Here is a 17,408-nt window from a genome sequence, read left to right as displayed (position 1 = left end):
TAAATTGCGCGAGGCTCTGCTCTGATGAGCGGATCCGGTTTATCGAAAGATTCAGTTTGTATGCAGCGGCCTGATCTCGGAACGGGCCACTTCCGCCGTTCCGGCGCCCGAGGGCCGCAGCCCGAACGAGGTGAACGCCGTGCGCGAGGGCAGCGGGAAGTGCTCCTCCCCCGTGAGCGCGTTGAGGATCGTCGCGCTGCGGTGGGCGGCGAGGCCGAGGTCGGGTGCGCCCACGCCGTGCGTGTGCCGTTCGGCGTTCTGCACGAACACGCTGCCGGTGACGGACGGGTCCATCGTCAGCCGGTACGAACCGTCCACCCGGAGCCGCTCGGAGGCGTCGCGCCGGATGTACGGGTCGAGTGCGGCGAGCATGCCGTCGAGCGGCCGCTCCCGGTATCCGGTGGCGAGGACGACGGCGTCGGTGGTCAGCCGGGTGCGTTCGTTCTGTTCGGCGTGTTCGAGGTGGAGTTCCAGCTGGGAGGCGCCGATCCGGCCCGCGGTGCGGACGGCGACGCCGGGGGTGAGGACGGCGTCGGGCCAGCCGCCGTCGAGGGTGCGGTGGTAGAGCTCGTCGTGGATCTCGGCGAGGGTGCCGTGGTCGACGGCCTTGTGCAGCTGCCACTGCTGCGGCACGAGGCGGTCCCGGACCTGTTCGGGCAGGCCGTGGAAGTAGCGGGTGTAGTCGGGGGTGAAGTGCTCCAGGCCGAGCTTGCTGTACTCCATGGGCGCGAAGGCGCCGGAGCGGGTGATCCAGTGCAGCCCCTCGCGGCCCTTGGGGCGGTGGCGCAGCAGGTCGAGGAAGACTTCGGCGCCGGACTGGCCGGAGCCGACGACGGTGACGTGGCCGGCGGCGAGGAGCCGTTCCCTGTGGTCGAGGTATTCGGCGGAGTGGAGGACGGGGACGGCGGGGGTGGCGGCGAGGGGGCGCAGCGGTTCGGGGATGTGCGGTGCGGTGCCGACGCCGAGGACGAGGTTGCGGGTGTGGGAGCGGCCGAGGGCCTCGGCTTCGCCGTGGGGGTCGACCTGGGTGAAGTCGACCTCGAAGAGGGCGCGTTCGGGGTTCCAGCGGACGGCGTCGACCTGGTGGCCGAAGTGCGGTCCTGTGCCGGGGGTTTCGCGGGCGTGGTCGGCGAGTCCGTCGCTGACCCAGCGGCAGTACGTGTCGTACTCGGCGCGTTCGATGTGGAAGCGCTCGGCGAAGTAGAAGGGGAACAGCCGTTCCCGGTCGCGGAGGTAGCTGAGGAAGGACCAGGGGCTGGCGGGGTCGGCGAGGGTGACGAGGTCGGCGAGGAAGGGCACTTGGAGGGTGGCGCCCTCGATGAGCAGGCCGGGGTGCCAGCGGAAGTCGGGGCGCTGGTCGAAGAGGGCGGTGCGCAGTCCCGGTACGCCGTGGGCGAGGGCGGCGAGTGACAGGTTGGCCGGTCCGATGCCGATCCCGGCGATGTCGAGCGGCGGTGCGGAGGCCCGGGGGTCGCGGGGTGCGGTGGGCGCGGCGGGTGCCGTCATCGTGCGGGGGTTCCTTCCAGGGCGGCGTCGTGGACGAGCTTGAGGAGGCCCGCGAAGTCGCCTGCGCGGACGCGGGGGTTGAGGAGGGTGGCCTTGAGCCAGAGGCGGCCGTCGGCTTCGGCGCGGCCGAGGACGGCGCGGCCTTCGTTGAGCAGGCGGCGGCGTACGGCGGCGACGGCGCCGTCTCCTGTGCCGGCGGGGCGGAAGAGGACGGTGGAGAGGGTGGGGGCCGAGCGGAGTTCGAAGCGGGGGTCGGCTTCGAGGGTGGCGGCGAGGTGTTCGGCGGCTTCGACGGTCTGCTCGACGAGGGCGGCGAGCCCTTGGCGGCCGAGGGCGCGGAGGGTGACGGCGATTTTGAGGATGTCGGGGCGGCGGGTGGTGCGCAGGGAGCGGCCGAGCAGGTCGGGGAGGCCGGCTTCGGTGTCGTCGTCGGCGTTGAGGTAGTCGGCGCGGTGGTCGAGGGGGGTGAGGGCGCGGCGGTCGGGGACGGCGAAGAGTCCGGCGGCGACCGGTTGCCAGCCGAGTTTGTGCAGGTCGAAGGTGACGCTGTCGGCGAGGCGGAGTCCGTCGAGGCGGGGGGCGAGGCGGTCGCTGAAGAGGAGGGGGCCGCCGTAGGCGGCGTCGGCGTGCAGGGTGGCGGCGTACTGCCGGGCGACGGCGGCGAGTTCGGGCAGGGGGTCGATGGCTCCGGTGTCGGTGGTGCCGGCGGTGGCGACGACGAGGGCGGGGGTGTCCAGGCCGGCGAGGGCTTCGGCGAGGGGGCCCGGTTCGAGGATGCCGTGCGGGGTGGGCACGGTGCGGGGTGCGGGGAGGCCGAGGAGCCAGGCGGCGCGGTGGACGCTGTGGTGGGCGTTGGCTCCGCAGACGACGCGGAGGCGGGGGCCGCAGGCTTCGCGGGCGAGGAGGACGGCGAGCTGGTTGGATTCGGTGCCGCCGGTGGTGACGAGGGCGTCGGGGGTGCGGTGGCGCTGTTCGCCGTAGACGAGGGTGGCGAGGGCGCGGCAGGTGCGCTCTTCGAGTTCGGAGGCGGCGGGGGCCTGGTCCCAGGAGTCCATGGACGGGTTGACGGCACTGGCGGCGAGGTCGGCGGCGGTGGCGAGGGCGAGTGGTGGGCAGTGCAGGTGGGCGGCGCAGAGCGGGTCGGCGGGGTCGGCGGCGCCTTCGGCGAGGAGTCCGACGAGGTCGCGGAGGGCGGCTTCGGGTCCGGTGCCGTGTTCGGGGACGCGGTCGTCGCAGACGGCGGCGGCTCGGGTGGCGACGTGTGCGGGGCCGCCGGCGGGCAGCGGGCCGCCGCGCCGGCCGGCGCCGTCGGTGAGCGCGGCGAGCACGGTGTCGGTCAACGGCCGCAGCGCGGCGGCCCCTTCGGTGCCGCCCGCGAGCTGGTGCGGGTCGTCGGCGAACGGAGGCATGCGCGGGTACTTCTTTCGCAGGGACCGGCAGAGGTCGGGTGGGTTAGGCCCGCCTAACCTATGGGTCCTCCGAGGCCAACTGCCCTGATCTCCTGACTTATTCGCCCGAAGGGAGGACGGTGGCTTGTTCTGCCGTGGCGCCGCTGCCGGTGGTGCTGTTGGCCCTTTCCGTGCCGTTCGCGGTGCCGGCCGGGCTCGCTCCGGCCGGGGACGCGCCGGTGTCCGTGCGGTCGGTGCCGTCGGGGTCCTCGCCGCGGGCGCGCAGGACGCGGCGCAGGTCGTCGAGTTGGTCGGCGAGGGGCCGGCGGAGTGCGGGTACGGGTTCGCGGCGGGTGAGGCAGTCCTCGCCGCGGCGCAGGGTGGCGGTGTCCACGGAGGTCCAGGGGAACGCCCACCGTCCGGCGCTCTCCGCGACGGAGGCGCCGCGCCGTTCGGCCAGTGCGACGGCGTCGTCGAAGTACCGTGCGGCGAATTCGTCGAGCAGTCCGGCCTGTTCGGGCTGCCAGAAGCCCTGTGCGGTGGCCCGGAATTCGTGGTTGGAGAGTGCTTCGGTTTCCGCCCTGGGGCCGAACATGGCGTCCCATGCGGCGTGCTTGGCCGTGGCGTCGGGGAGTGCGGCCCGCGCGCGGGCTGCTCCTTCGCGTCCTGTGGCGCTGGGGTCGTCCGCGGCGGCGGCGTCGATCTCGGCCTCGCCCGCGGCGCCGAGGACGCACAGCCGCAGCAGCAGCCGCCAGCGCAGTTCGGCGTCGAGTGCGGGTCCGCCGGGTACGGCGCCGTCGGCCCACCACTGGAGGAGGGTGCCGGGCCGGACGGCGTTGTCCACGAAGTGCCGTACGGCGGTGAGGCGCAGGCCCGTCGTGTCGTCGCTGTCGGTGGTCAGCAGGTCGTGGCAGGTCTGTCCGAGCAGTTCCAGTGCGGCGTCGCGGTGGCCGGCGGGTGTGTAGCGGTCGGCGGCCTGTGCGCGGGCGAAGGTGAGGACCGCGGCGACGATGGCGTTGTCGGTCTCGTGCGGCAGGTGGTCCCGTACGGCGGCGAGGTATTCGGCGGCGGGCAGTTCGCCGTCGCGCACCATGTCGCGGGCGGCGTTCCACACGAGTGCGCGGGAGAGCGGGTCGGGCAGTGCGGACAGGGAGGTGCGGACGGTCTGCCAGGAGACGTCGTCCAGGCGGACTTTGGCGTACGACAGGTCGCCGTCGTTCAGGAGTACCAGGGAGGGGCGGGTGCCTTCGGCGACGAAGGACAGCTGTCCGCGGTCGTGCGGTACGTCGCGTTCCAGCCGTTCCCGGAGTTCGAGTGTGCCGCTGTCGGTGAGGTCGTACAGGCCGACGGCGAGGCGGTGGGGCCTGCTGCCGGAGTGCTGTACGTCGGCGGACCACTGGCCTTCGGTTTCGTCGAGGTGCGGGGTCAGTGTGTCGACGCCGGTCGTGCGGAGCCACTGGCGGGCCCATGCGTGTACGTCGCGTTCGGACACGTGGGCCAGTGAGTCGAGGAAGTCCTCCAGTGTCGCGTTGGCGAAACGGTGGCGTGCGAAGTGTTCGTTGATGCCGGCGAGGAAGTCCTTCTCGCCCAGCCAGACGACGAGTTGCCGCAGTGCGGAGGCGCCCTTGGCGTACGAGATGCCGTCGAAGTTGAGGCGCGCGGCGGCCGTGTCGGGGACGGCGTCGGGGTCGGGGGCGACGGGGTGGGTGGAGGGGCGCTGGTCGGCGTCGTAGCCCCAGCTCTTGCGGGAGACGGCGAAGTCGGTCCAGGTGTCGGTGAAGCGGGTGGCTTCGGCGAGTGTCTGGTAGCCCATGTACTCGGCGAACGACTCGTTCAGCCAGATGTCGTCCCACCAGCGCAGGGTGACGAGGTCGCCGAACCACATGTGGGCCATTTCGTGGGCGATGACCATGCCGCGTGTCTGCCGTTCGGTGTCCGTGACGGCGGAGCGGTGGATGAACTCGTCCCGGAAGGTGACCAGTCCGGGGTTCTCCATGGCGCCCGCGTTGAACTCCGGTACGAAGGCCTGGTCGTAGGAGTCGAAGGGGTACGGCTCGTCGAAGATCTCGTGGTAGCGGTCGAAGCAGCGGCGGGTGAGGTCGAGCAGTTCCGGCGCGTCGGCGTCCAGGTGTGCGGCGAGGGACTGGCGTACGTGCAGTCCGAAGGGCAGTCCGGCGTGTTCGGTGCGCACGGAGTGGTACGGCCCGGCGGCCACGGCCATCAGGTAGGTGCTGATGGGTGGGGTGTCGGCGCACACCCAGCGTCCGTCGCCGTCGTGCACGGCGGTGCCGTTGCCGAGGACCGTCCAGTCGTGGGGTGCGGTCACGGCGACGCGGAAGACGGCCTTCAGGTCGGGCTGGTCGAAGCAGGCGAAGACGAGCGGGGCGTCGGCCATGCAGCACTGGGTGTAGACGTAGGAGCGGCCGTCGGCGGGGTCGGTGAACCGGTGCATGCCCTCGCCGACGCGCGAGTAGCGCATTTCCGCGTCGACGGTGAGTTCGTGCGGTCCTGCGGTGAGGCCGCGCAGGGCGAGGCGTCCCTCGATGACGGCTTCGGGGTCGAGGTCCGTGCCGTCGAGGAGGAGGCGCCGTACGCGCGCGGGCCGTACTTCGGCGAAGGTGTCCGTGTCGTCCTCGCGCACCTCGAACCGGATCGTCGTCACCGAGCCGAACACCTCGTCGCCGAGGGTGAGGTCGAGGCCGATGTCGTAGCGCTGTACGTCGAGGTGCCGGGCTCGGGTCTGCGCTTCCGCGCGCATCAGTACGGACATGCGGGCCATGCTGCCGCATGGGCTGTGCGCGGCGCACCGGTGTGTCCGGCGCACAAGGGCTGACCGGCGGGCATGCCGTCGCCGTACAGTGGCGTCAGGGGGTGCGGGTATGACTGCTGTCGGTGGTGAACGCGACTCCGTGGAGCGCGGTTTCCCTCATCTGGAGACCGTCCGGTCGGCCGTGACGGCGCTCTACCGGCGGCTGTCCCCGGAGGCGCTGGCCGGGTACGGGGCGAGTGTCGCGCCGGCCGATGTGGCGTTCGCCGAGGACGAGGATCTGTATCTGGGCGCGCAGCGTGTCGCGGGGGCGATGGTGTCGCATCTGCGGCTTCCGGAGGCGCGGATGATCGTGAGTTTCCGGGAGATGCGGCATGCCGCGCACATCGAGCTGGCGGCGGGTCCGGAGTATTTCATCGAGCTCAACTCCCGTTTCAAGACGCACCGCCGGGACATCGGCGCGGCGCTCGCGCACGAGGTGATGCACGTCTGGCTGCACCGGCTGGATCTGTCGTTCCCCGGCACCCGGGACAACGAGATCCTCACGGACACGGCGACGACGTATCTGGGGGCGGGCTGGCTGCTGCTGGACGCGTTCCGGCAGGACGCGGTGTCGTCGCAGAAGCTGGGCTATCTCACGCCGGAGGAGTTCGGGTACGTACTGGCCAAGCGGGCCCGGCTGTTCGACGAGGATCCGGCGGTGTGGTTCACGAGCCCGCAGGCGTACGAGGCGTACACGGCGGGGCGGGCGCTGGCGCTGCGGGACGAGGCGCGGCCGCCGCTGGCGGCGGCGGGCTGGACGGAGCGCCGCCGCTACGCGCGGGACCGGCGGCGTGCGGTGCAGGAGGGGACGCGGGCGCGGCCGGCGTCGGGCGCGTACGTCTTCGAGACGCGTTCGCCGCTGCATGTGCGTTTCGCCTGCCCGGTGTGCCATCAGCATCTGCGGGTTCCGGTACGGGGCCGGGTGCGGGCGCGCTGCGGGCTGTGCCGCACGGTCCTCGACTGCGACACCTGAGCCGGCCCCGGAGGACCCCTCGGGTGTGCGCGGGGGCGCTCAGATGTCACCCGAGTGGCGACCCCGGGTGCCAGTTTTGATCACTCGCACCGTCGTGACCTGGGCATACGTAATGCACGGCGTGCCGATCTTGATCACCGTGCTGCGAAGGACCGTTGCAGCACGCAAGAATCCTGGTACTCATCCCCAACGACAAGGGAGTTGACACCTCATGAGTGCCATCGCACCCGCCCCCGAACGTCCCGTCCTGGACGAGGACCGCTACCTGGGCCTGTTCACCGACGCACCTCTGCTGCAGCTCGCCGGGACGGAGGAGGACGACAGCACCGAGCGCGAGCCGCACATCTGGCGCTCGATCGACTGAGGCGCCGCCGCCCCGGCCGCCTGACGTACGTTTTCCGGTATGAGTCCTTCCATCGCCACCAACACCCGCGTCGAACTCGACGGTCTGCTCGAGTTCGTACGCCCGCGGCACCGCGCCCTGCTGATCACCGAGCGAACCGACGGATCACCTCAGGCGTCCCCGCTCACCTGCGGAGTGGACGACGCGGGCCGCATCGTCATGTCGACCTACCCGGAGCGCGCCAAGACCCGCAACGCGCGCCGCACTTCACGCGTCAGCCTCGTCGTGCTCTCGGACGAATGGAACGGTCCGTGGGTGCAGATCGACGGCGACGCCGAAGTGCTCGACGCACCCGACTCCGTCGAGCCGCTGGTCGAGTACTTCCGCTGCATCTCGGGCGAACACCCGGACTGGGACGAGTACCGCGCCGCGATGCTGAAGCAGGGCAAGTCCCTGATCCGCGTCACTCCGCGCCGCTGGGGGCCTCTCGCCACGGGCGGCTTCCCGGCCCGGCTCGCGGAGTAGCACGCGCGGCCGTACGCACCTCGTACGCCGGAATCCGTATGCGCGCCACCCGTCGCCCGGCCCGGGCGGGGTGGCGCGCTCGCGGTTCCGGCGGTGGACGGGTCCGGCGAGCGCACAGGGGGCGCATCCGGGGACGGGACGAACTCCCGCGCACCGCACGGGATCACCCGCGCCTCCTCCTCAACACCCGCCCCTCCCCTGCCCGTTCAGGGTTGCCTTAACTGCACACCTGAGCGCAGGGGTGGCTCATTAGCGCGGTTTTATGCGGTGTTCTGCTGCGGATCGGGGCACTCGGCGCCACAATCGGCATACGCGATCCCGACCCCTGCTGAGGGAGTTGACGCCCGATGACCATTGCCGCGGCACCACCGCCGGCGCCCGACACCGCCGCCTACGAGGCGACCCTGCCGCCGGCGTCCCCGCCGGCGCCCGTTCTCGTACCGGTGCACGACGCCCCGCACTGGCTGCTCGCCGGTGTCGAGGAGGACGACGGAGCAGGAGCGGAAGCGCACATCCGCCGCGGTATCGACTAGCGGTACGGCCTCCGGCCGGGGCGCGGTCCCCACCCGCGCCCCACCCGCCACAGCTCAACGCGTACGGCCCGCCCCGCCGTTGACGTTCACCACCTGACCCGTGACGTGCCGGGCGCCCGGCGAGACGACGTTGGCCGTGACGCCGTGTGGCCCGAGCTCGCTCGCCGGCCCCGCGTTCCAGGCCGCGAGCCCCGCCTTGGCCGCCCCGTAGGAGCCGTTGCCCCTGTCGGCGGCGATGGATCCGATCTGCACGACGGCCCCGCCGTACGCGAGCCGGTCCCGTACGGCGTGGGTGGTGAGTGCCGCACTGAGCAGGTTCGCCGCCGGATTCGCCTGGAAGCGGCGCGCGTATCCGGCCAGATCGCCGCGGCGTGGGAGCGGGAGCGGCCGGGTACGCCCGTGTCCTCGATCGGCATCGTCACGCCCATCTGGCAGTTGGCGAAGCTGCTGGGTGACGACCGGCGCCGCGTACTGGCCGAGGCCGGCGTGGACAGCGCGACCCTCGATCTGCTGAGCGTGCTGCGCCGCGGCGGCGCCCCGTACGAGCTGACCACCCGGGAGCTGGGGCGCCGGTCCCTGGTCAGTGCCGGCGCGGTGTCCCAGCGGGTGGCGCGCGCCGAACAGGCGGGGCTGGTCGCACGGCGCGCCGGGGAGGGGCGGCCGCGCTCGGTCCTGGTCGCGCTCACGGAGGCCGGGCACGCGCTGGTCGAGGAGACCGTGGATCAAGTGCTGGGCCGGGAGGCCGAGTTGACGGACGGCCTCTCGGACGCGCAGCAGGAGCAGCTGGCCGGGCTGCTGGGGATCCTGCTGCGGGACGTGCAGGAGCGCCTGGGCGACGACCGGATCTCGCACGTCGGCGAGGGGTGATCCGGCCGTCGCGGGCGGCGGCCCGGGGGCGCTCAGGCCCTGCGGAGGCGGGGGAAGGAGTCGACGGCGCCGAGGAAGACCAGCGCGGTGACGACGAAGGGCCAGGTGAAGGTGTGCCCGCCGACGGGCGCGAAGAGGTTGCCCGCCGCGGCGGTCAGGGCCGTCGCGGCGACGGCGCCGACACAGGCGTACGCGACGGACCCGCGGCCGAGGGCGAGGAAGACGCAGCCGAGCGCCATGGTGACGAGGACGGCGTTGTAGCCCATCAGCCCCTGGGTGATGTCCTGCGCGGGCGATCCGAGCGCCCACGCGGTGGCCGTGCCGAGGACGCTGCCGAGGCAGGCGAGGAGGCCGGCGGCGCGGTCGGCGGCGAAGATGCCGGCGAGGAAGAGCAGCCCCACGTACCACTGGGGCATGAGGAAGATCTGGCCGATGTTCGCGAAGAACGCGTGCCACAGGTCGCCGAAGCCGAGCGCGGCGCCGCCGGAGGCGGGGTGGGGCAGCGCGGGCGGGGCCCCGTCGGAGGGGTGCCAGACGCGCTGGAAGCCGGGGGCCGCGATGGTCGTGGCGGCGGCGACGAGGCAGAACGGCAGGGTGAGGGTGGGGAGTTGCCACGTGCCGAGCACGTTCACCAGGGCGCCGGTGACGATGGAGACGACCACGGAGCCGCCGGCCGCCAGGAGCCAGGTGGAGGGGTGCGCGGCGCCGAAGTAGAAGGTGAAGGTGACGGCGACGAGGCAGCCGTTGAAGCCTTCGAGTCCGGAGCCGACGCGGCCGCGGTCGACGCCGAGCGCGTAGGCGGTGCCGGTGCCGAGGGCGGCGCCGAGGAGGCCGGCCACGCCGTACTGCCAGCCGGCGGCGAAGAGGGCCGCGACGAAGAAGAGGCCGCTCAGCGCGTTCGGCATGAAGTCGACCTGGGCGATGCCGCGGAGCGTTTCGAGGGCGAAACGGCCGGGCTGCCGCTGCCGCCACGAGCCGCCGGCCGGGGCGCCGGGCCGCTCCTTCTCCTGGGGCTGTGTCGCCGGGGGATCCTTCACCGGGGCGTCCTGAGCACGCGGAAACATAGATGTAACCTACACTTTTCACGCCCGGAACAGCCAGCGGGGCCGGGCAGACAGTCGAGCCGGGACAGCCGGAGGGGGTGCGCGGATCCGTTCCGCGCACCCCCTCCGCCTCTCCGCTCCCGCCCGCGGCGGGCCGCGTCAGCCCGGCGCGCCCTGCTGTTCCCGGAAAGCGGGCAGCGCGAGGATCCGCTCCTTCGCGGCATCGTCCATCAGCTCGACCAGCGGGAGGACCGCGTCCCACAGGTCCCGCTCCCCCGTCTCCTCGGCCATCGACTCCAGCTCCGCGTCGGGGAGTTCGCCCGCCGCGGCGGCGACGGCCGTGCGGGACTCCTCCGGCAGCTCGTCCACCAGCGGCAGGAACGCGCCCCACAGTCCGGCGTCCACGGCCGCGCGCACGGCACCGGCCAGTACGTCCGCGTCCCGCAGCGGCGGCAGCACGAGGACCTCGGCGCGGCGCTCCGCGCCGGCCATGCCGAGCACGGTGAGCGCCTCCGGCCACAGCCCCTCGTCGGACGCCGAGCGGATCAGCGACTCCAGCCGCGCGGCGCCCAGCAGCCCGAGGATCGGGTCGATCCGGTCCGGCTGGTCGATGAAGTAGCCGGTGCGCAGCACCGCTTCGTCGCTGATCCGCCCGATGATGCGGCGCAGCGCACCGTCCCGCAGATGTCCGGTGAACCGGCCCATGGTGAGGAAGTCGCCGTCCTCGGCGAGCCGTACCGCGATCTGTACGACCAGGTCCTCGTCCAGCCGGTCCACGATCTCCGGGATGCGGCGCGGGTCGAGGTGGCCGCACGAGGCGGCGGTGAAGGGCACCGGGAGTTTCTCGATGATGGCGGCGGCACGGGCGCCGTCAAGGCGTCCGGCGACGGCCGCGGCGAGCCGCGGTCCGAGTGCCTTCTGCGAGATGACGGCGGCGACCGCAGCGGGGACGAGCTTCGTCGCGGCGGCGATCCGCTCCAGCATGTCGGGCGCGCCGTCGAAGAGCGCGGCGACGGTCTGCTCACGGAAGCGGCGCAGTTCGTCGGCGGGCAGCGGGTGCAGGAAGGCGAGCTGTCCGGGGGTGTCGATGCCGAGCAGCCGGGCGATCTTGTGGGTCTCGGCGCGGGCGCGGAGCGCGTCGGTGCCGGCGTCGAGCCGGTTCTTCGTGGTCAACGTCATTCACCGGCCCGTCACTTGAAGAGGATCTTGCGGACCGGACCCCGGGCGAGCGCCGGGACGAGTTTCAGTGCCGCCTCGGCGGCCTCGCCGAGGCCGTCGTTCTGGGCCGCGCGTTCGGCCCGCAGCGCGTCGGCGAGGAGCCGGGTGTGCTCCTCCCCCAGCGTGGCGAAGGACGGGGGCGGGTCGGTGCCGAGTGCGGCACGGAGTGGAGCCAGTGCTTCGTCGCTCATGGGCCCTCCAGAGGGCGCGCAGGGGCAGTGGCTGTGCGTACCGGTCGAGCCTGCTGCTCTTTTGACTTTGCGTCAATAAGCGTGTCGCGCCCGTACGTTGACAGCCGCTCGGCCCCGCCGCCTCCTCGTCAGAGCCGGGCGTCGAGGGCGAGGCGGTGCGCGCCCGGCAGATAGTCGTCGAGCTCGCCCGGGGCGAACCGGGCCATGCCGACGACGTGCCAGAACTCGCCCGCGACATCGCCCTCGAACTTGTAGCCGCCCTCCGCCGAGAGCGCGGCCCAGCCCTCCGGCATGCCCAACAGGGTGGCGCGCAGGGTGGGTTCGCCGCGCGCGGGGATGTTCCACAGCCGTACGGTGCCGTCCTCGCCGCCGCTGGCGAGCAGCGAGCCGTCGGGGCTGAAGGCGACGGACAGCACGCGGTTGGCATGCCCCTTGAGCGCCGCGACGCGCACGCCGTTGCTGACGTCCCACAGCCGCACCGTACGGTCGTCGCCGCCGGTGGCGAGCAGCGGCCGCGAGGGGTGCGCGGCCGCGGTCCACAGCCGTCCGCGGGGTGCGCGGAGCCGGTGCAGCAGGCGCGGCCTGCCGCGGCGCCGGCCGCCGAGGCCGAGCCGTACGGTGTCGCCGGGGCCGCCGCTCTCCCAGACGAGGACGCTGCCGTCCCAGGAGGCGCTGGCCAGCCAGCCGTCGTGCGGGCCGAACGCGACGGAGTACACCCGGTCCTCGTGGCCCTCCAGTTCGGCGAGGAGCTGCTCGCTGCGCAGGTCCCACAGCCGTACGAGGCTGTCGTCGCAGCCGGTGGCGAGGACCTGGCTGTCGGAGCGGAACGCGATGGACCGCACCCGGCCGCGGTGCTGGGTGAGGGTGGCCAGGTGGGCGCCGGTGCTGCGGTACCAGAGGCGGACGGTGTCGTCGTCGTTGGCGGTGGCGAGGAGCCGGCCGTCGTTGCTGAACGCCTCGGCCCACACGTGCTCGGTCTCGACGTCGATCTCGCGGATGTAGTCGCCGGTCTCGGCGTTCCACAGGCAGATGTCGCCGTCGTTGCTGGCGGTGCCCAGCAGCGGGCCCTCCGGTCCGAACACGGCGGACACCAACTGGCCGCCGCGGCCCGCGAGTTCGCGGGTGCGCCGGCAGCTGTGGGTGTCCCACAGCCTTATCACGCCGTCGTTGCCGCTGGCGGCGAGCCGCGCCCCGTCGGAGCTGAAGCCGAGGGTGTTGACGCGGCGGCCGTGGCCGCGCAGGATCCGCTTGCCCTGTCCGGTGTCCACGTCCCACACCTGCGCGCCGCCGTCGTTGCCGACGGTCACCAACTGCGCGTCGTGCGGCCGGAACGCGCACGACCAGGCGGAGCCGCGGTGCGGCGCGGGCTGCTGCGCGTGCGGGGTGACGGTGTGCCGGCCGGCCTCCTCGCTCACCTGCCACAGGCGGACCGCGCCGTCGCTGTCGCAGGCCGCCAGCAGCCGGCCCGCGGAGTCGAACTGCACCCGGTACACGGCGCCTTGGCAGCCCTCGGGGGTGCCGGCCGCCGCACCGTCGACCGGGTCCCACAGCCGTACGCCGCCCTCGGTGTCGCCGCTGACCAGCAGCCGTCCGCCGGGGTGGAAGTCGAGGGTGTAGACGCGGCCGGTGTGCCCGGTGAACTCGTGCAGCAGCGTGGCGTCCTCGGTGCGCCACACGCGCACGGTGCCCTTGCCCTCGGGGCCCTGGTCGCCGGTGGCGAACAGGGTGCCGTCCGGGCTGAACCGTACGCGGTAGACCGCTCCGTGGTGCCCGCCGATCTCGTGCAGGCAGTGGCCGGTGCGGGTGTCCCACAGGCGCAGCGAGGCGGCCGCGTCGCCGGTGGCCAGGATCCGCCTGTCGGGGCTGAACACGGCGGCGTACACGGGGGCGGTGTGGCCGGGCAGCAGGTGCAGCTTCTCGCCCGCCTCGGCGTCCCACAGGGTGACGAGGCCCTCGGCGTCGCCGGTGGCCAGGACCGTGCCGTCGTCGCTGAGCTGCATCGGCCACACGCCGTCCTCGTGCACCTCCAGCCGGTGCCGGCTCTCCCCCGACACCGGGTCCCACAGCCGTACGACGCCGTCCGCGCCGCCGGTGGCGATGACGTGCGCGCGGGCCTTCACGGCGTACACGCGCGCGTCGTGGCCCTGGAGGGTGCGCAGCGCGCGTCCGGTGTCGGCGGCGCAGACGAGGGCGCCGCCGTCCTCGTTGCCGACGACGAGGAGTTCACCGTCGGGGCTGTAGGAGACCGGTTCGGGCAGCCGGGTGGTGCGCATGTCGAAGCCGTAGCTGACGCCCACGGCGGAGGGGCGGATGCCGGCCTCCACGGGCATGCCGGGGGCGAGGGCCGCGGTGCGCAGTTCGGGTGCGGCGCGGGTGGCGCCGTCGAGCACGGGGTCGATGAGCGCGGCCCGGGTCCAGCGGCTGTTCTCCAGCTGGACGCCGCGCAGGTCGGTGCGGGTGAGCCGGGCCCTGCGCAGGTCGGCCCCGGACAGGTCGGCGCCGGACAGGTCGGCGTTGTCGAGGCGCGCCCCGGTCAGCTTCGCGTCGCGCAGGATCGCGCCCTGGAGGTTCGCGCCCTGGAGGTTCGCGTCGGTGAGGTCGGCGCCGGTGAGGTCGACGCCGGCGAAGTCCCGTGCGGACAGGTCCTCTCCGGACAGCTGCGCGGCGCGCAGGTCGGCGTTGGCCGGCACCCGCAGCCGGTCGATGATGCGTACGGCGTTGGCGCGGGCGGACTCGCTGGTGCCGGGGCCCGGGCTGTTGAGGACGGCCTGCACCCAGCGGGTGCACAGCTCGTGGTCGGCGAGGTCGCAGAAGAACTCGACGGCCAGCGCGCTCATGGAACGCGCTGCGAGCAGTCCGTGTTCGCCGCGGGCCAGTTGGGCGGCGGCCTCGCGGGCGACGAGCCATTCGACGACGGAGCCGTGGATGAACTGGAACAGGCCGTCGTCGCTGCGGACGAGGAGGCTGCCGGCGCCGACGGCCTGGGCCCGCTCGTCGGTGGAGAGGGGGCTGTCGGCGAGGTCGCTGAGGGTGTCGACGACGGTGTCGGTGAGTTCGTCGAGGCGCAGTACGGTACGGCCGCTCTCCCACATGCGGCGCGCCAACGCGGTGACGGCGGCCCACAGTTCGTCCAGGCCGAGGCCGGGCGCGGCGCCGGGACCTCCCTGGGCGCGCTCCGTCTCGTGGGCGAGCCAGGAGGCGAACACGTCCTCGTACAGCCGGGCCGCGCTGAGGGCGCGGCCCGCGCCGGCGACGGAGCGCAGCTGTTCCTGGCGCAGGTCGGCGACGAAGCTGAGCAGGCGCGGGTTGCGGCACAGGGCGAGCAGGTCGGGGATGTTGCGCAGCAACTGGAAGCGTTCGTCGGCCTGTTCCTCGCTGCCGTAGCGGTTGCCGAGGTAGGCGCGGATGCGTTCGGGGGTGAAGCCGACGAGGGACAGCACCCGGCGCTGGGGCAGCAGTCCGACGCGTTCGCCGAGTGCGGTGAGGATCTGGTCGCGGGACTTGAAGTGCTGGGTACGGCTGCTGACGACGATCTTCGCCTGGTCGACGGCGGCGTCGAGGAGCACCTGGAGGTGGTCGGCGGCGCGTTCGTAACTGACCCTGTTGACCAGCTCGTCGAAGCCGTCGAAGAGCAGCACGACGCGGCCCTGGGCGAGCATGTAGCGCAGGGCGCGCAGATCGATGGTGTCCACGCCGTGCCCGGCGAGGTGTGCGGCGACGAGCCCTTCGAGGCTGTGCGCGCGGTCGAGGTTGTTGAGCGGGATGAGCAGCGGCGTCAGGTGCGGCAGCCGTTCGGGCATGATGCGGGCGAGCTCGCGCAGCGCGAAGGTCTTGCCGTGGCCGAAGTCGCCCAGCAGCAGAGCGAATCGGCCGTGGTCGGCGGCGAGGAGTTCCAGCAGGTCCTCGACGAGGCCGTCGTGCTCCTCGCCCTCGGGGCGTTCGGCGTCGCGGTAGCGCTGCGGGAGGTAGAGGTGCGGGGCGTACGGGCCGGCCGCGGTGAGCCGTTCCGACTGGGCCGCGACGTAGGCGCGCAGGTCGAGGAGGCCCTGGAACTCCAGGAAACTGCGCACCCGGATGCCGCGCCGCGCGGCGCGCTCGCGCAACTCCCGCCCTGGCGCGGGCCCTTCGTGGACGAGTTCCGCCTCGGCACTGGAGTCGGTGCCGTGCACCTGGGCGAGGAAGCGGTCCAGGTCGTCGTCGTCCGGGGTGCCGGAGTGCACGGCGATGCGCTGCTGCCGTACGACGCCCTCGTCGCTCCAGGTGACCATGATCTGCGCCATGTCGTCGGGAGTGCGCCGGGCGACGTCGCGCAGCCGCACGCCGTCCTGGCGGGCGCGGCACACGTCCTTGACGCGTTCGGTGAGGGACTCCTCGGGCGCTTCGACGGGCCGGTTGTCGTCGGGGACGTCGTCGGGCACCGAGGGCTGCCCCGCGGGCGCGAAGACACGCTGGGTGCGCCGCCACGTGGCGGGGAACGTCTCGGGGCCGCGTTCGCCGCGGCCCGTCCAGCGGGTGACGCCGTCGGCGGTGACCTGCAGCAGCTGGCCGCGGGCCGGCGCCGCGGAGCCGAACAGGGCCAGCTCGCCCGCCGGGCAGTCCAGTCGGTCCTGCGCGAAGTCGGCCTCGTCGGTGCGCGGTCCGCCGCTGGGGCCGTGCAGCACCATGTGCAGCCGCGGCGCGGTGAGCCGCGCGAACGTGTCGGCGTCGCGCAGGCCGCCCGGGCCGCCGGGCGCGTCGCCGGGCCGCTGCTGTGCGCTGAGCGGGTGGCGGAGCGCGCCGATGCGCAGCCAGCCCTCCTCCTCGTACCGGCGCAGCGCGTCGGCGAACCAGGCGGTCTGGTCCCGGCCGAGCCAGCCGTACTGGTCGTCGGGCCGGTGGCTGTACGCCATCGAGGAGTTGAGGCCCGCGACGACGGTGTTCAGCTCGGGCACGGGGAACAGCGTCCACGGCTGGTCGCTGTCGAAGACGGTGTCCAGCCCCTCGTACAGGCCGCGGAACAGCCGGGTGTAGTGCCGCCACTTGGGCCAGTACGGCGGCTGCGGCGGCACCTCGTCGGCCTCGCAGGTGTGGAAGTAGGCGAGGCTCGCGGCCTGGCTGACGTCCTGCGGTCCCGGCACCAGGACGAGCCGCTGCGGCGGCAGGTCCAGCTGGGAGCGGAGGCCCGTGAGGAAGGTGAGCGCCTGGTCGCACTCGCGGGGGCTGCCCGACGCCGTCAGGTCCCCGGAGACGACGAGGAGTTCGGGCGCGGGCGCGCCGGCGTCGGTGAGCTCGATGAGGTCGCTGCGCAGCTCCCGCAGCAGCACGTCGGGTTCCCTGCCGCGGCCGAAGTCGGGCCCGGCGAGGTGCAGTACGGTCACCGCGTCCTGGCTGCGCTGCCCCTCGGGAGAGCGCGGGTAGCCGGGGGCACGCGCCGGCCTGCGGCGTCCGGACCAGCCGGTGCTGCCCAGCCGCCGCTCCTCGTCCCGGTCCTCCGCCGTGTACGACTGCTGCCTGGGGACGGCGGCCCCGCCGTCCCCGCCGGGGTAGCCGGGCTGCTGCTCCGGGAAGGCGCGGCCGTCGACGGCGTGCGCGACGCGCGTCAGCAGCATGCCGCGGGCCGCCTCGGTGTCGGTGACGCCGACGAGGTCGACGTAGGTGATGGTGGCGAGCAGCCCCTCCAGGGGGATGTCCTCGACCCGTACGGTGATCAGCCGCCGTTCGGGGTCCTCCGGCGAGGCGCGCATGGCGGCCTGCCACTCCATGCGGCCGTAGGTGGAGCGGCCGTAGTGCCGGGAGAGGACGGCGATGACGGCGGCGGAGTCGCTGACGCCGCGGTCCATGAAGTCGATGAAGTTGGTGCCGGGGACGAAGTCCCAGGCCTGGAGCACGGTGCGGTATCCGGCGTCCTCCAGGGTCCAGGCGATCCAGGAGGCCCACTGCTCGTCGGCGGGCGAATAGCTGATGAAGAAGTCCAAGTCCCGTTCCCCGCCCCGGATTTCGCTGTCCTGGTGTGCCCCGCCGTACGCCATGGTC

The 17,408-nt window shown here is 73.3% G+C and carries 13 protein-coding genes; 5 read left to right on the top strand and 8 right to left on the bottom strand.

All coding sequences use genetic code 11. The features are described from left to right. Window positions 1-51: 51 nt before the first annotated feature. The 3 genes from AC3AGO_RS25790 to pepN form a co-directional block, all read right to left on the bottom strand. A complete protein-coding gene (locus tag AC3AGO_RS25790) occupies window positions 52-1,506 on the bottom strand; it encodes a lysine N(6)-hydroxylase/L-ornithine N(5)-oxygenase family protein (RefSeq protein ID WP_487822619.1) in 1,455 nt (484 codons plus the stop codon). Continuing rightward, window positions 1,503-2,915 (bottom strand): pyridoxal phosphate-dependent decarboxylase family protein, encoded by a 1,413-nt coding sequence (locus AC3AGO_RS25785; protein WP_487822618.1) that lies wholly within the window; start codon window positions 2,913-2,915, stop codon window positions 1,503-1,505. The genes AC3AGO_RS25790 and AC3AGO_RS25785 overlap by 4 nt, the downstream gene beginning before the upstream one ends. A gap of 97 nt (window positions 2,916-3,012) precedes the next feature. Continuing rightward, window positions 3,013-5,673 (bottom strand): aminopeptidase N, encoded by a 2,661-nt coding sequence (gene pepN / locus AC3AGO_RS25780; RefSeq protein WP_487822617.1) that lies wholly within the window; start codon window positions 5,671-5,673, stop codon window positions 3,013-3,015. A 100-nt stretch (window positions 5,674-5,773) separates the two neighbouring features. On the opposite strand from pepN, the gene AC3AGO_RS25775 reads away from it, so the two are divergent. From AC3AGO_RS25775 to AC3AGO_RS25760, 4 genes are all read left to right on the top strand, one after another. Further along, window positions 5,774-6,676, top strand: a complete 903-nt coding sequence (locus AC3AGO_RS25775; RefSeq protein WP_487822616.1) for a hypothetical protein — start codon at window positions 5,774-5,776, stop codon at window positions 6,674-6,676. Window positions 6,677-6,887: 211 nt separating this feature from the next. Continuing rightward, window positions 6,888-7,040 carry a hypothetical protein gene (locus AC3AGO_RS25770; RefSeq protein ID WP_487822615.1) on the top strand — a complete coding sequence of 51 codons (153 nt, stop codon included), beginning with the start codon at window positions 6,888-6,890 and terminating at the stop codon, window positions 7,038-7,040. Between the two features lie 39 nt (window positions 7,041-7,079). Then, a complete protein-coding gene (locus tag AC3AGO_RS25765; RefSeq protein WP_487822614.1) occupies window positions 7,080-7,544 on the top strand; it encodes a PPOX class F420-dependent oxidoreductase in 465 nt (154 codons plus the stop codon). A gap of 347 nt (window positions 7,545-7,891) precedes the next feature. Next, window positions 7,892-8,077, top strand: a complete 186-nt coding sequence (locus AC3AGO_RS25760; RefSeq protein WP_487822613.1) for a hypothetical protein — start codon at window positions 7,892-7,894, stop codon at window positions 8,075-8,077. Window positions 8,078-8,131: 54 nt separating this feature from the next. Here the strand turns inward: AC3AGO_RS25760 and AC3AGO_RS25755 are convergent, their stop codons facing one another. Continuing rightward, window positions 8,132-8,437, bottom strand: coding sequence for an SDR family oxidoreductase (locus tag AC3AGO_RS25755; RefSeq protein WP_487824815.1), 306 nt, complete (start codon window positions 8,435-8,437; stop codon window positions 8,132-8,134). On the opposite strand from AC3AGO_RS25755, the gene AC3AGO_RS25750 reads away from it, so the two are divergent. After that, window positions 8,405-8,944, top strand: a complete 540-nt coding sequence (locus tag AC3AGO_RS25750; protein ID WP_487824814.1) for a MarR family winged helix-turn-helix transcriptional regulator — start codon at window positions 8,405-8,407, stop codon at window positions 8,942-8,944. The two genes, AC3AGO_RS25755 and AC3AGO_RS25750, sit on opposite strands and share 33 nt — an antisense overlap. 32 nt (window positions 8,945-8,976) lie before the next feature. On the opposite strand, the gene AC3AGO_RS25745 is transcribed toward AC3AGO_RS25750, so the two are convergent. The 4 genes from AC3AGO_RS25745 to AC3AGO_RS25730 all read right to left on the bottom strand — a co-directional run bounded on the left by AC3AGO_RS25745 (window position 8,977) and on the right by AC3AGO_RS25730 (window position 17,404). Then, window positions 8,977-9,981 (bottom strand): urea transporter, encoded by a 1,005-nt coding sequence (locus AC3AGO_RS25745; RefSeq protein ID WP_487822612.1) that lies wholly within the window; start codon window positions 9,979-9,981, stop codon window positions 8,977-8,979. Window positions 9,982-10,146: 165 nt separating this feature from the next. Then, the gene (locus tag AC3AGO_RS25740) at window positions 10,147-11,166 is read right to left on the bottom strand and encodes a hypothetical protein (RefSeq protein WP_487822611.1); all 1,020 of its coding nucleotides are present in this window, start codon (window positions 11,164-11,166) and stop codon (window positions 10,147-10,149) included. Between the two features lie 11 nt (window positions 11,167-11,177). Beyond that, the gene (locus AC3AGO_RS25735; protein ID WP_487822610.1) at window positions 11,178-11,396 is read right to left on the bottom strand and encodes a hypothetical protein; all 219 of its coding nucleotides are present in this window, start codon (window positions 11,394-11,396) and stop codon (window positions 11,178-11,180) included. Between the two features lie 128 nt (window positions 11,397-11,524). Continuing rightward, complete coding sequence (locus tag AC3AGO_RS25730) at window positions 11,525-17,404, bottom strand: WD40 domain-containing protein (RefSeq protein WP_487822609.1); 5,880 nt, start codon at window positions 17,402-17,404, stop codon at window positions 11,525-11,527. Between the last annotated feature and the right edge of the window lie 4 nt (window positions 17,405-17,408).

It is taken from the genome of Streptomyces sp. BL1 (assembly GCF_057628045.1).
Note: the sequence above shows the minus strand (reverse complement) of the source record. Positions and strands in the feature narration are given on the sequence as shown.